13 protein-coding genes are annotated in these 14,041 nt (G+C 61.8%); 5 read left to right on the top strand and 8 right to left on the bottom strand.

Going from position 1 to position 14,041, the window contains the following annotated elements:
- Positions 1-127: 127 nt before the first annotated feature.
- The 7 genes from V6767_RS20825 to V6767_RS20795 form a co-directional block, all read right to left on the bottom strand.
- The gene (locus V6767_RS20825) at positions 128-919 is read right to left on the bottom strand and encodes a response regulator transcription factor (RefSeq protein WP_448475213.1); all 792 of its coding nucleotides are present in this window, start codon (positions 917-919) and stop codon (positions 128-130) included.
- Between the two features lie 93 nt (positions 920-1,012).
- Positions 1,013-1,501, bottom strand: a complete 489-nt coding sequence (locus tag V6767_RS20820; protein ID WP_448475212.1) for an NUDIX domain-containing protein — start codon at positions 1,499-1,501, stop codon at positions 1,013-1,015.
- Positions 1,485-3,461 (bottom strand): polysaccharide biosynthesis protein, encoded by a 1,977-nt coding sequence (locus tag V6767_RS20815; RefSeq protein WP_448475211.1) that lies wholly within the window; start codon positions 3,459-3,461, stop codon positions 1,485-1,487. Before V6767_RS20815 ends, V6767_RS20820 begins: the two co-directional genes overlap by 17 nt.
- Before the next feature lie 597 nt (positions 3,462-4,058).
- On the bottom strand, positions 4,059-4,412 hold the full coding sequence (locus tag V6767_RS20810; protein ID WP_448475210.1) for a hypothetical protein: 354 nt from the start codon (positions 4,410-4,412) through the stop codon (positions 4,059-4,061).
- Between the two features lie 97 nt (positions 4,413-4,509).
- Complete coding sequence (locus V6767_RS20805) at positions 4,510-5,523, bottom strand: asparaginase (protein ID WP_448475209.1); 1,014 nt, start codon at positions 5,521-5,523, stop codon at positions 4,510-4,512.
- A gap of 42 nt (positions 5,524-5,565) precedes the next feature.
- Positions 5,566-6,195, bottom strand: coding sequence for a 2-dehydro-3-deoxy-6-phosphogalactonate aldolase (locus tag V6767_RS20800; protein ID WP_448475208.1), 630 nt, complete (start codon positions 6,193-6,195; stop codon positions 5,566-5,568).
- Positions 6,192-7,133, bottom strand: coding sequence for a 2-dehydro-3-deoxygalactonokinase (locus tag V6767_RS20795; protein WP_448475207.1), 942 nt, complete (start codon positions 7,131-7,133; stop codon positions 6,192-6,194). The genes V6767_RS20800 and V6767_RS20795 overlap by 4 nt, the downstream gene beginning before the upstream one ends.
- A gap of 310 nt (positions 7,134-7,443) precedes the next feature.
- Here V6767_RS20795 and V6767_RS20790 point away from each other — a divergent pair, with 310 nt between their 5' ends.
- The 5 genes from V6767_RS20790 (at position 7,444) to V6767_RS20770 (ending at position 12,289) form a co-directional block, all read left to right on the top strand.
- On the top strand, positions 7,444-7,797 hold the full coding sequence (locus V6767_RS20790) for a hypothetical protein (protein WP_448475206.1): 354 nt from the start codon (positions 7,444-7,446) through the stop codon (positions 7,795-7,797).
- Positions 7,798-7,859: 62 nt separating this feature from the next.
- Positions 7,860-8,543 (top strand): ABC transporter ATP-binding protein, encoded by a 684-nt coding sequence (locus V6767_RS20785; RefSeq protein ID WP_448475205.1) that lies wholly within the window; start codon positions 7,860-7,862, stop codon positions 8,541-8,543.
- Positions 8,527-9,714 carry an ABC transporter permease gene (locus V6767_RS20780; protein WP_448475204.1) on the top strand — a complete coding sequence of 396 codons (1,188 nt, stop codon included), beginning with the start codon at positions 8,527-8,529 and terminating at the stop codon, positions 9,712-9,714. Before V6767_RS20785 ends, V6767_RS20780 begins: the two co-directional genes overlap by 17 nt.
- Positions 9,715-9,741: 27 nt before the next feature.
- Positions 9,742-10,962 carry an efflux RND transporter periplasmic adaptor subunit gene (locus tag V6767_RS20775; protein ID WP_448475203.1) on the top strand — a complete coding sequence of 407 codons (1,221 nt, stop codon included), beginning with the start codon at positions 9,742-9,744 and terminating at the stop codon, positions 10,960-10,962.
- 34 nt (positions 10,963-10,996) lie between these two features.
- Entirely contained in the window at positions 10,997-12,289 is a 1,293-nt protein-coding gene (locus V6767_RS20770; RefSeq protein ID WP_448475202.1) for a hypothetical protein, read from the top strand.
- A gap of 11 nt (positions 12,290-12,300) precedes the next feature.
- Here the strand turns inward: V6767_RS20770 and V6767_RS20765 are convergent, their stop codons facing one another.
- Complete coding sequence (locus tag V6767_RS20765; protein WP_448475201.1) at positions 12,301-13,878, bottom strand: alpha/beta fold hydrolase; 1,578 nt, start codon at positions 13,876-13,878, stop codon at positions 12,301-12,303.
- Between the last annotated feature and the right edge of the window lie 163 nt (positions 13,879-14,041).

Below are 14,041 nucleotides of genomic sequence, written 5' to 3'. Positions count from 1 at the left end.
ATGGATCGTTGCATAAGGGGCCCTCTCCTGCATCCAGCCTGATGAAGGTGGCGAGCGCACCGGATTGGACGAGACCCTTTTTTGCGAAAGCTTATCGAACAGCCGTCCTGCGTTTGGAATCCCCTGTTTAGGGGGGTATGGGCCGGCCGAGCCAAAGCGCCATCAATGACGCGCGGCTCGAAACGCCATATTTCCGGTAGATCCGCTTGACGTGATCATGAACGGTGTGGGGGCTCTGTCCGTTGTTTTCGGCGATCTGGCGTTCCGAGAGCCCTTGCAGCAGGTCGCGCAATACCCTGCCTTCCATGGGCGTCAGGGGTTCGGATGCGACCCCGATCCCCTCCGAGAGCATCTGCAGGCGGTAGAACCAGCGGATGCCGCGCAGGACATGCGTCACAACCCGCCGATCGCGCTCTGTAAATCGCGGTTGCGAGAGCGTGCGGTGAAAGCCGATCTGGATTTCGGCATCGGCATTGATGGGAATGCCCACCCAGATCGAATCCAGCCGGTCCAGACCGCGATAGAAGGTCTTGTAGGAATAGCTTTCAAACCATTCAGGCGTCGCAAGTTCATCCAGCATGAACACCCGGAACTGGCCGGCAAGCTCGGCATTGCGGATCGTGGTGATATCGGGCTCGCCCTTTTCCATCAGGGCGAAGGCTTCCTGGATGGTCCGCGCGGTTTCCGCGTCTGGATAAAGGGCCGACAGGCTGCGCGGCCGCCAGCCGAAAAGCGGATCGCGGTGCATATTGTCCGCAAGCCGCACGGCGCCGATCCAGTCCGCCTGGCGCGCGTCGATCATATCACTGACGACGGTTAGCAGGTGCACCCGCGCCTCAGGCATGCGCGACGCCTCGAAATCCGCCAGTTCGTCCCACAGCGCATAAATGCGTTCAGTATCGATTGTTTCGTCCAGCATGAACCTGTTTGCCTGTTGGCGACGGTGATTGCGTACCACAAAAAGCCGCGAGCGCCCTGCCGTCGATCGAGCCGTAACCGCAGTGAAAATCGACTACCAAGCTTCGCTCGTCTTTGCGCCGTGGACAATTTCATGCATACGCCTGATCGTGCCTGCGTCTGTGTCTTGAGGCAGGCTGTCGATATCGAAATATGCGATTTCGGCTATCTCCATACTTTCGGGTCTATTCGACAAAGTACCGTCCACGTCGCATATATACGCCAGAACGTGATCACGCTTGCTCACGACGATATTGTGGAATATCCCGTGCAGGATTGGCCTTCCGGAGATATTCAGACCGGTTTCCTGTCTTAGCTCGTTCTGCAAGGCGGATATGGCTGGTTCTCCCTTTTCAACGCCGCCGCCCGGAAAATGCCAGCCGGGTGTATAGGTATGCCTGACGAGCAGGAACTTACCGTCATTTGAGCGGACAATCGCACGGACGCCGAGGGTCAGGCCCCGGGACATGAGAAAATAGCCATGCAACGCTCGACGAAAAATCCTTCCGCCAAGGCGACGATTTTTCTTAGGCGTTGAATTCACGCGCGTCTCCTTCGATCTTCAGCGTTCCTCCTCTCACTTCGATGCTTTTTGCGGCATTCCACAAGGTGTCGGATATGCCATCGTCCAGCGGAGTATAGTCCAGCGGCAACTCGTGAAGGATAGAGATGATCGCTGGCAGATCAAACCGGTCACAGGCCTTCAGCAGAAGGTCCAATGATTTTGTGAGTTTGTCCAGAGGAAGCGAAACTTCTGACGCCGTGAGAATGCGCGGATGCTCGGTTGGGCGGGGGTTATTGCCGATGAGTAGTTCTTCGTAGAGCTTTTCGCCTTTTCGCAGACCCGTGATGCAGATCGGAATATCGCCTTTCTCCAGAGAGATTTGGTCGGGACTGTCGATGAGATAAGGGGTCAGACCGTGCAGCTTAACCATGCTTATGGCAAGGTCCAGTATCCTCACCGGCTCGCCCATATCGAGCACGAAAACATCGCCGCCTTTGCCCATCGCGCCAGCCTGGATGACCAGTTGTGAAGCTTCGCGGATGGTCATGAAATAGCGATTGATGTCTTTGTGGGTGACCGTCACCGGACCGCCGCTCTCGATCTGCGCGCGAAAACGCGGAATGACTGATCCGGATGAACCAAGCACATTTCCAAACCGAACCATGGAGAACACGGGCGAAGGCAATTCGCGCGCGTGGGCCTGGCAGATAAGCTCGGAAATCCGCTTGCTCGCGCCCATGATGTTGGTCGGTCGAACGGCTTTATCCGTGGAGATGAGAATAAAGTTTTCGACACCGCAATTTTTGGCCGCTTCAGTAAGGATCAAGGTACCCAGGACGTTGTTCTTTATGCCCTCGATAACGTTCTCTTCGACGAGCGGAACATGCTTATACGCTGCAGCGTGGTAAATGGTTTCCACGCCGAAAGTCCTTATGGAGCGCTCACATTGACGACTATTCTGGACAGAACCCAAAATCGGCACGATCCGCGTGGGTAATCCCGTTCTTGCAGCCAGCCCCGAAAGCTCTGCCTCGATCGTGTAGAGCGCGAACTCGGAAATTTCGTAAAGCACCAGCACCGAGGGCCCCTGATTCAGAATCTGACGGCAAAGCTCGCTGCCGATCGATCCGCCAGCGCCGGAAACCATGACCACACGGCCGGTAATATCCTTTCGCAGTAGCTCGGGATCCGGGTTAACCGGGTCGCGGCCGAGAAGGTCCTCAGCGCTCACCGTGCGAAGCTCTGATATCTCAGCCTTTCCGCTGATGATTTCTGATATCCCCGGAATTGTCTTGATCTCCACGTGAAGATCTTCAAGTGAACTGACAACTTCCCGGCGACGGGCTCTGGTCATGCTGGGTATCGCCAGCAGGATGACTTGTGCGCCCGTTTGTTCGAGGAGGCGAGGGATTTCCCTGGGGGGATACACCACCAGTCCGCCGACCGCTAGATTCTGCAGTTGAGGATCGTCATCAACAAGCGCGATCGGCGCATAGTCTCTGCCGTGAAAGAGAGAATTCAGGAGCTGAAGGCCAGCATCGCCCGCGCCATAAATGATAACGGGACGCTTTCGCAACTGATTGGGGCTTCGGAAAAGCGATCGCACAACGAACCGCAATCCGCCGATGGATAGAAAAACCAGTAGCGCAAAAATGATTGGTACGGAGCGGGGAAAGCCTGCATTGAAGGCAATACCTGAAAGGTAAAGAGAGATCGCCGCAACAAGTGCGCCTTTGCCGATGATGACGAGGATTTTTCCGGTAATGAAACGGACCAGTACGCGATATAGCCCGAAATAGTGAAGTGCAAACAGGGTTATGAAGGCTGTGACGACAAGGGAGAGCCAAGCTTCATACTTCTGAAGAAAATCAAATTTCTCAAGTCGAAAAAAAATCGCGCCAATAAACGAAAGGATGATCAAGCTAGCATCAACGCCGAGCTGAATCGAAATTTTTTTCTTCCGACCCAAATTCGAAAGAAATTTAACGTATAGCGACATTAGTTTCCGACCCTATATTCAAATCTTTGTTTATTTATGAGCGAATTTATTTAAAATGAATATTTGATAAATTGAAATATGTCCGGCCTGAAGACCTTGGATGGCTTCAAATGGCGTTCTCCAAACGCGATTGTCAAGACGATTTCTATGTACTGGATAACCGCCCTGGCTTCTCCAACGATCAAATCCGCGCGAGGCACGATCTGTCTGAGGCAAGTCAACGCGTGTCTCAGGGATTTGTTTCCCGATAGTTTCGGCCGGGTTTCGGCGACCTTTTCGAAGAAGGCGCCGATGCTCCAGCCCACGGAGTGCTTCCCGTACACCTCTGTCCGCCGGAGAGACGACCATGGCCGTCAATATTTCGTCCGGCTTTGTGTTAAGACTGGTCGGAGGCGCACGCTGGATGAAAGATGTTGCATGTGACAGCGCGAGAGCTTTGGCGATCCCCTGTCATGCTCATAGGCTATAGCAGGCGGAAGCAATCGTTCATGAGATTCAGAAATTCAACCGTCATGCAGTTACCGCACAACTTGGGCCGATAGCGTCGGAGCGATCGCGTTCAATTCCTCCACTACTCCGTAAATACCCAAACACTGGTCAATCCGGCGGGGTATAACCGTCGGGGAACTGCATCAGGCGGTCGCAGGCGCCGCGATTGCCGTAAAGGGTCTGGTACTGGTCGGCCTGCTGACGGGCGCGCAGACGCGCGGCTTCGATGTCGGCTTCGGTGGCGCCCGCCTGAAGCGCCTTGGCGAAGGTCGCGTCGGCGGCGTCGTTGAGGCGGCGGGTGGCGCGCAGGCCGCCATAGGACTGGCAGTCCGCGGCGCCGAGTTCGGCGCGGGCAGCCTGATCGAGCATGATCTCGTCCGGGGTTTCCGGCGCGGCCGTCTGGCAGCCGGCGAGCGCAAGCATCGCGGCGAACGGAAAGGCAATACGGAATGGGACGGTCATCTGGCACCTCCTGAAATTGCCCGCCGGCGGGCGGGGCATTGCCGCGAATATCCGATACTCGCGGCGGGAGCGCAAGCGCCCCCGTGAAATGATTGTTCTATCCGTGCGACGCCGCCTTGAGGGCGGAAGCGCAATCCTCGCGACCGCCGCCGCTTGCAAGAACAAGCTGCAGCAACAGTCGTGCTTTCAGACCGCTGAGCCTGCCGGCACTGATGAGGCCTTTCGAAAGCAGGTCGATCTCGCCGCCCTTGTAGCCGTATGTGTTGCTGAACACCGGACCGTTTCCGGTGCGGCTGGCAAGCACCACGGGCATGGTCGCGGCCAGCGCGCCGAGCGGCTCCGACAATCGTTCCGCCACATGGCCCGCGCCCATCGCCTCGATGACAGCGCCCTTGTAGCCAAGGCCGGCCAGGGCCTCGACGAGCCTCGCATTTTCGCCCAGCCCGAGCTTCAATAGCGCGATCGGCGGCACGGGCGCCGAGGGAGGCGCGATGGCCGGAAGCCGGCGCGGCGAGGGCGGCGCGAAGAAGAAGGTCCGCCCCTCCATGATTTCCCCGGCGGGGCCGATCGCGCCTGATGTGAAGGCCGAGCAAAGACCGGTATGGGCCTTGGTCACGGCGCGGGCGGTGTGAATGCAGTCATTCATCACAACCAGCGCGCCGCGCGAACGGGCTTCGTCGGAAGACGCGGCGATGACCGAGGCCAGGATATTGGCAGGACCATCGGCGCCGGCCGCTTCCGGCCCGCGCATCGCGCCGGTGACGATGATCGGGGCGGCCTCTCCCCACATGCAGTCGAGCGCGAAAGCGGTTTCTTCGATCGTATCCGTTCCCTGCACGACCACCACGCCGGAAGCGCCGTCTTCCACCGCACGCCTGGCAGTCCGCGCCACCTCGCCGAGTTGCTCGAGCGTGAGCGATGCGCTCGGTAACTTGAACGGCGAGAGCGGCTCCACTTTTGCGATCTCGGCCAGACCGGGCACGGCGTCGACCAGCGCCTGCGCACTCAGTTTCGGCGTGATGCCGCCGCCGGCGTCGGCTGTCATGGTGATCGTGCCGCCGAGGACGATCAGCGTGATCTTCGCCTTGGTGTTTTGAGCCGTTTCGACCATCGGTGTACCTTTCTTTTGTGTCGTCGCCGCGTCCCGGCTGCATCAGATCCGGTGCATGGCCTCGATGAACTGCTTCGCCTTTTGCGCAATCGCCGCGACATCCGCGCCGGGCTTGTAGAGCGCGCCGCCGATGCCGAAGCCGGATGCGCCGGCCTCGACATAGGGCTTCATATTGTCCGGAGTCACGCCGCCGACGGCGAAGACCGGGATGTCCTTCGGCAGGACGGCTTTCCAGGCCTTGATGACGAAAGGCGGTATGGCCTCGGCGGGGAAGGCCTTGATGCCGGTGGCGCCGGCCGCGATGGCGGCGAAGGCTTCCGTCGGCGTGGCGACGCCTGGCAGGCTGATCATGCCCCGCGCGGCGGTCGCTTCGATCACGGCCGGGTTGGCGTTGGGCGAGATGACGACGCGCGCGCCGGTGGCGGCCACATCAGCAACCTCGGCAGGCGTCAGCACGGTGCCGGCGCCGATCAGCGCGCGGTCGCCGAAACGGGCTTGCAGTTTCTCGATGCTCTTCAGCGGTTCGGGCGAGTTAAGCGGCACCTCGATGATGCGCCAGCCGGCTTCGATCAGCGCCTCGCCGATCGGCTCCGCTTCCTCCGGCCGGATACCGCGCAGGATCGCGATCAGATTGCAGGCTTCAAGCGCTTCGGTGAAATTCATGTCGTTCATTCCTGTTCCGTGGAGGGCTGTTTGCCGGTAATGCGCTGGACGCCCAGTGTGGCGGCATCCTCCGGGCCGGGTTTGATCGCAAGGCCGAAAAGCGGCGCGACGCGCCCGTAACGCTCGCCCAGCGCCGAATTGCCGATGATGCCGATCGCTTCGCCGGGACGCAGCCAGCCGGCGGCGCGCGCCTGCCGGAATTCCGAGGCGATCAGCAGGCCCGAGACATAATCCCCGACCTCTTCGGGCTGCAGCGCGCCGGCCAGAATGCCGCTGCGGGCGCTGAAGACGGCCGAAAGCAGGGCGTCGGCGGCGGGCTCATTGCTTGCGGCGAATTCCGTCGCGCGATCGAAGGCCGACCAGGCCGGTTCGCTGCCCGCTGCGGGTTCAGTGGCGCGGGCAATGAACGAATGCCGGGTGAGAAGGGCATAGATTTCGCCGGTGGCATAGGTCTGGAAGGCGGCGATGCGGCCGTTTTCGATGCGCGCCCACTTGCTGTGGGTGCCGGGGAGCACCAGCGTGCGGTCTTCCGCCAGGCCATAGCCGACGATCTGCGTTTCCTCGCCGCGCATGACGTCAGGAAACGGCTTTGCCGCCGGATCGCGCAGGCCCGGCAGAAAGGTCATGGTCGCGCCGTTTTGGAGCGTGATGCGTTTCGCGCCCGCGGCGAGTTCCGCAAGGCCCGCCGGCGCATCGACATACGGCACCTCGATCCAGCCGCTGCGGCTGGTGATCATGCCGCAGGCGGTGACCGGGAAGGGACCGTGCTCCTCAAACCACGCGCCGATCGCCGCCATCAGCGCCGCCTCGAACGCGCCGCCTTCCACGAACTGGATGCCGCCATTCCGGCTTTCGCGTCTGTCCAGCACGCGGCCATCGTCCGCAACAAGGGTGGCGCGAAGCGAGCTGGTGCCCCAGTCGACAATGGCGGAGACGGTTTGGGTCATGTGCTGGGCCTCATCTGAATGCCGGTTTTAGCCGGCGCAGCGGGGTTCTACAACGGCGCGCAAGCTTGCGTCGATAGCCAAAAAGAACTGATCCTGCCGCGCTCTATCCGAAAGCCGGCAGCTACGGTCACCTTCTGAAAATAGCCGCCGGAAGCGTCAAATTCTCCACCAAATTCGGCCAATCCCCCCAAATGGGGGGCGCTTGGCGTCGGCGCAGCCGTTAGTTCTTTCCCCCTGTGTCGCGGAGAGGCGATGCGTTCTGCAATAGCGCGGGGTGTCCGGCCTCGCATCTACGAGGGAAGACTTTTCAATGCCGAAACTCAAGACAGCACTTTGCCTGATTCCGATCGTTTTTCTGGCGGCATGTACCGGCTCCACCTTTGATGACCTGGCGGATTCGGATTCCGACGACGGTTACTCCTCCTCTGGCGGCGGCACGCCCAAATCATCGATCCTGAAGTGCCCGAGCTCCTGCACGACCACGAGCGGCGCACCGGTGGAAATCCAGGTGGCCTCCCACTGCGATGCCGCCCGCTCCTATTACAATGAATACAAGCTGGCGGTTCAGAAATACGGTACGGCCGGCGCGGAGGAGTATTGGAACGCCTATGAGCAGACGGCGGAACTGGCGAACGAAATGTACGCGCAGTTCGGCTGCCAATAATAGTCCGTCATCGGGGTCGGACCGTTTGAGCGCGGTTCGGCCGCTCTCGGGACTGGTGGTCAATGGCTGAGCGTCTGCTGGACGTCTGTGGGGTCAGCAAGACCGTTGTTTCCGCGGGCGAAACAATCGAAATCCTGAAAGGCATCGACCTCACGCTCGATGCCGGCGAGCGGCTGTGCGTTATCGGCGCGTCGGGCTCGGGCAAGTCCTCGCTGCTCGAGATTTTGGGGACGCTGTCCACGCCGGATCGGGGCAGCGTGGCGATATCGGGCATCGACGTGACCGCCATTTCCGACAGCCGCAAGACCAGGTTCAGGCGCAAGCGCATCGGCTTCGTGTTTCAGGGCTTCAACCTTATCGAACACGTCAGCGCGCTCGAGAACGTAGCCCTGCCGCTGCGCTACAATGGCTACGGGCGGCAGACGGCGTTGCGGCGCGCCGGAGAGGAGCTCGAAAGGGTCGGGCTTTCCGCGCGCGCCCGCATGCGCGCAAGTCGCCTTTCGGGTGGCGAGAAGCAGCGCGTGGCGCTGGCCCGCGCCTTGGTGACAAGGCCCGAGCTCATTCTTTCCGATGAGCCGACCGGCAATCTCGACGAGGAAACCGGCAAGGGCATCCTGAACCTGCTCATAGAGAACTGCGATGCGGGCTGCGGCCTGGTGATGGTTACCCACAACCTCGATCACGCGCGCCGTTTCGAAAGGGTGCTGAAGCTCTCCGGCGGACGGTGTCATGCTGTTGCCGTTTGAGCCGATCATCGCCCGACTCAGGTCCTTCGGGCTGGCGCGCCTTGCCTTCGCCGTGGTGACCCTGGCGATGACGCTGAGCGGAACCATTGCCAATTATGCCCTGTCCAGCAATGCGCTCCGGCATTTCGACACGCTGCTGGAACTCGACAATTCCGAAACCTTCGTCGTCAGCGGCGCCAATTACGAGGTCGACGCGATGACCGATGGCGCGTTCGATCCGGAAGGGCTTGCCCGCATCGGGCCGGAACTGATTGCCGGCCTGCTGCCGCCGGGCTTCACCGTCACCGCATTCCGGATATTTCCCGTCACAGTCGAAGGCGGCGGGTCCGTGCAGCTTGCCAAGGCCTATGCCGTCGGTGACGGCTTTGCGCGCCAGACCGGTCTGACGACCGATATGCCGGCCGGGTTCGAGACGGACGGCCTGATGCAGGATAGCTGTCTTGTGGGCAGCGGGCTCGCCGAAAGCCTTGGCGGCGGGTCCACGGTCTGGGTGGAGGGAAAGGCCTGCCGGGTTGCCGGGCATTTCCATGCCCCGGTCCGACCGCCCTTTGCCGAGCTTTCGCGCTCCCTGCTGATTGCCGACAGGGAGGATTCCTTCGAACAGGTCGATTCCGGCAATTTCAACTTCCTGGTCACCGGACCGGCGGAAAGCCTGCCGGAGCCGCGCCTCAAGGGCCTGCTTTCGCTGGTCTTCGACGTGTCGCGGCTGACCTTCTGGTCGAGCGCGCCGATCATCGAGCAGGCCCGCGAGCTGAAATTCATCGCCATGGCGATATCGGTTGGCCTCAGCGCCATCATTCTCATGATCGGCGGCGTGTCGATCGCCGCGCTGATGTCGTTTTCGGTCACCGAACGACGGCGCGAGATTGCCATCAGGCGCACGCTGGGAGCCACGCGCGCCCGAATTGTTGTTGAAATCGTTCAGGAGACGGTCCTGATTGCGGTGCTCGCGCTCGTTGTCGGTATCGTCGGCGGCATGATTCTGGCCGATGTCCTGCAGCAACCGCTCAGCCGCTATTTCGTCGCGGGCAGCATCACCGGCTCGGGCATCGCGCTCGGGCCGATCGCGCGCGCGGTGACCGGCTTCTTTGTCGTTACCCTGATCGCAGGCATCGTGCCGGCGCTCAATGCGGCGCGAACCGATCCGGCCACCGTTCTGAGGGAAAGCTGATGGCTGAAACAGAGAGGAGCACCGCAAATGTCGCTGCCGGGTAAGGCCATAGGGGTCGCCATTGTCGGCATTGCATTCGCGGGCGCTGCCGCGTGGGCCGTTCAGGGCGGTGGCTGGCCGGGCGGGGAGGGCCGCGAAACCGGGAACGGGTTCGGGCAGACGACCGTGGCGATAACCGAGCGCGCCTTCGTCCAACGCGTGGTACGTCAGTGCCATATAGAATATGGCGCGCCGAAAGCGCTTTCCGCGCCGGCCGACGGACTGCTGGAACTCCTCGTCGACGACGGTGCGGAGGTTGAAAAGGGGCAGGTGATTGCTCGATACGAAACCGAGGAACTCGAAAGCGAGCAGCGCCGGCTTGCCGCCGATATCGACAGCCTCAATGCCCGGCTCGCCTTCAAATCCGGCCCGTACCGCGAACAGACCGATGCGATGTGGCAAATCGAGAGGGACGAACAGGGCCGCCGACAGTCGCGGCTGGAACAGAAGCTCACTGAAATGCAGGCGCTGGAGGCGGACGGCCAAATCGCCCCGCAGCGGCTCGAGGAAACGCGCCTGAGACTTGACGAAGCCGAAGCGGAGCGCGCCCGGCTTGAACACCAGAGAGTACTGGATCAGGCGCAAGCCGAACTCGATATCGATCAGATGAAGCACGATCTTGCGCTCGCCGAGGCAAGGCTTGCCGATATTGCGCGGGAAAAGGAAAGCGGCGCCCTGCTGGCTCCAGAAAGCGGCAGGATCATATGGGCCGACCCGCAGCTTGTCGAAAGCGGCGCCGGCGCGGTGCGCCGGGGTGCGCCGATCGCCTCGCTGGTCAAGTCCGATCTCTACGGCGCGGTGTTCCGCATCGGCGACAGCGACATGAATGTCGTTGACGGCGCGGCGGTGACCGTGCGCTTTGGCGATGAGCGTCAACCGGTTGCAGCCGAGATCGTCTCGAAACGCCTCGTGGACGATCCCATTGAACAGAAGCGCGGCCGCTACGAGTATGAGGTCGCTATCGCGTTTTTGGCCGATGGGCATGAGGATGTCCTTTACGGGCAGGCCATTTGCACATTCACGAAGCCGGTCGGCGCGCCGTCGCCGGCGATACCGGCAAGCGCCGTTCAATTCCAGAACGGCCGCAGCTATGCGCTGCGGGTTGAGGGTGGCGAAACCGAGCTCGTCGAACTTCAGCTCGGCGAGGTTTCCGACGGCTATGTGCGTGTTCTGTCTGGCCTGAAGAGTGGTGATGTCGTTGCCGAATAGACGCCGCCTTTCCGGATCTGTGCGGTGGGCTGCTTTGGCCTTGCCGTTGGCGCTTGCCGCCTGCGCCTCTCCGGGGCTGAAGCAGACGAGCGCGGATATCGACGTCCTGCAACAGCAGATCGACAGTCCCCCGCCGACGCCCGCGACAGACGCCTCGCTCGGACCGGTCGAGCTTGTCGCCTTTGCGGATGAGCGCGGCCATGATGTGCTGAAGGCCCGGCTCAAACGGGCGGAGGCGGAACTGACGCTGGATGAAACGAAATCCCGGCGGTTTCCGCGTATTTCGGTTGAAGCCCGGGACTTCGTTACCTATGACCGCAGGAACGGCATCACCGACAACGCCAATGTCGTGCTCGGCGTCAATTGGGATATCGCCTATGCGCTGCTCGGGCTCGACAGCGACAACATCGAAATCGCGGAAAAGCTCATCCCGGTGCAATATCAGCTCGCCTATCGCAACGCGCTCGCCTCGCTGCTTTCGGCCTATGGCGCGCTGAGCGAGATGGACTTCAAGCGCCGGCACGCGCTGCTGGAGGCGGATGCGCTTTCCTGTCAGGCCAGGACCATGCGCGTCGAACAGAAGCTCGGTACGATCTCCGAGGCCGAGCTTGATGCCATGACGGCAAAGATTTCCGCCGTCCGCAGTGAGGCCGATGCCATCGCCATGGCGATGGTGACCGAGGAGAGCAAGGTGCTGGCGCTTGCCGGGCTTGCGATCGGCGGAGCGGAGGTGAGGGCGTCCCGTCCGGTGTTGCCCGCGCTTTCGAAACTGCCGGAGGTTTCCGCAGATGATGGCGAGGCCTGCTTCGCGCAATCGGGTAGCCAGGACCTCGAGAACCTGCTGGTCGAGGCCGCCGGCGCGCAACTGGAGCTCGCGCGTAAATCGCGGTTCACCAAGCTCACCGCAGCCCTGCCGACCTTCATGAGTCAGGATGGCGGCCTGAGCCTCCAGTTTCTGGTGGGCTATGTGCTACCGCTGATCGACCAGGGCGACAGCCTGCGCATCACCGATCGCGCGCGGCTCAACCTGCTGCAGACGATTCTCGCCGCCCGGGAAAATCACCGCGCGTTTCTGAACCGCTACAGTGAGACCCTTCTGAACACCGCCGGTGCGCGCCGCGCGCTCGCCTCCGCCGATGGGGCGATTGCGACGGCCCGCGCGTCGCTTTCGTCCGCGCCGAAGGCCAGCCGTTGCGCCGGCGAGGCGGCGCTGGCGGAGGCGCGGCTGAAGCGCGAGGAGGCGATGTTCAAGATTCAGATGGCCAGGGCCCGGCAGAAACTGATGTGTGCACCCTTGCCGGCGGCGGCGCCTAGCGAGCCGTCGTGACAGTCGGGCGTTCAGCGTATGACGGGTGCGCCGGTTAGGCTCGGGACAGTTCCGTCCATGGTTGCGGCAACGGTGGTCCGTTCCGACGCGAACTCGTCGGCGGCGAGTGTGTCGGCAAGGTGCTCGAAACAGCTTGCCGCGACATGGTGGCCCGCGCCAGCTATGACCTCCAGACTGGCGTTCGGATTTGTTTCGGCCAGCGCTTCAATCGCTGCCGGCGGCGACATCCGATCATCGCTGCCCTGGATCAGCCGGATCGGCATCGGCAGTTCGGCGATCTCGCTGTCCCAACCGCGCTGGTTGACCGCAAGATCGGCGACGACACTCGCTGTCGAGCGCTCGCCGATCAGGCGCAGCCAGGAAAGCGCCCAGCCGGCTTCAATGGCATAGTCGATCGCGGCAAGGTCGGCGGGGGCGTCGCGATAGGCATGGCGATAAGCCCTTGCGGCAAGGGCGGGTGAACGGGCAAGCGCTGCGTAGGCCTTGACGATCGCCCCGAGCACGATCGGCCTCTGTCTTATCGCGCTGGAAAGGGCGGCCTGCATGCTGCGCTCCGATGCCGGGGCGGCGCTGGATGGCGGAAACGGCGCGCCCGCGATCACCAGCTTCTCGACAAGGTCGGGATGGCGCGCGGCAAAATGGGTCGCCCATGACGCGCCGGAATTGACGGCGACGCAGGTCACCGGCTCGTCGACCAGATGGCGGACGGTTTCGGCGACCGCCTGCGTGTGGTTCTCAAGAAAACCGACCGGATCCGACGGATCGAGTCCCTCCGTGAAGAAGCGGGGCGTGACCAGCCAGCGCAGCCCGTTTCTGCGCAGGATCTCGATCTTGTCCTTGCAGAACAGGGTGGGTGAAATCAGGCCATGGAAGAACAGGCACGGCTTGCCGCGCCGATCGCCGAATTCCCATATCGGCAGTTCGGCGCCGCTTTCGAGCGCCACCGAATGTACCCTGACCTTGCCGCCAAAGTGGCGGGCGAGCAATTTGCGCTCGGGAGCGGGATTGCTGCCGCCGGAAAAGGTCGCGATGAAATAGCTCATCAGCCGGGACGAGATCGCCCGCGTCAGCGCAGCCTGGGTGGTGACGCCGAATTTCTGGAAAACGACCTGCAACTGCTTGCGCTTGGTATCATAGGAAGCGCCAAGGCGGTCGGCGGCTTCCCTGAGGTCGTAGCCGCCAAGCAATTGCGCGATCAACTGATACTCGCTTGCCGTCAGTCCCGCGCTGTGGAGTGGCGTATTTGTCTCGAAGAACGGGCGGTCGATCTCCAGAGCCAGCCAGTCGGCGCCCTCCGGCGCTTCCGGCCAGTAATGCCTGACCGCGAGCAGAACGACCAGCCGGCCGGCATGCTCCTTGAATGCAAAGCCCTCTTGGTCACTTTCCGACAGGTCGAAGCGCTCTGGTAGCGGACCGGTCTGCCCGTCCGCCAGAAGCACGCTGCCCTCGCCGTCGAGAAGGCAGGAGGGGAGGCCGAAAGGGGGCAGGGATTTGTAGAAGAAATCCTGGATCGCGATCTGCCGCCGGGCATCGCGAATTTCCGGAGCGTCGCCATCCCACCGTGTCGGAAGCGCGGAGGGATTCAGCATTCGGGGTATTTCGGCCAGACTGGCAATATGCCGCCGGAGTGCCGTGCGTGAGTTTTTCATAAACAGACTTTTGAAAAACAGCACCGTCAGGTCAATAGCGCGGCTTAACAATTGTGGTTTTTTTGCGGCATCCGCCGCAAACCGGCTTGGGCTCAGAAGAGAT

This window comes from Martelella sp. FLE1502 (genome assembly GCF_053484255.1).
Note: the sequence above shows the minus strand (reverse complement) of the source record. Positions and strands in the feature narration are given on the sequence as shown.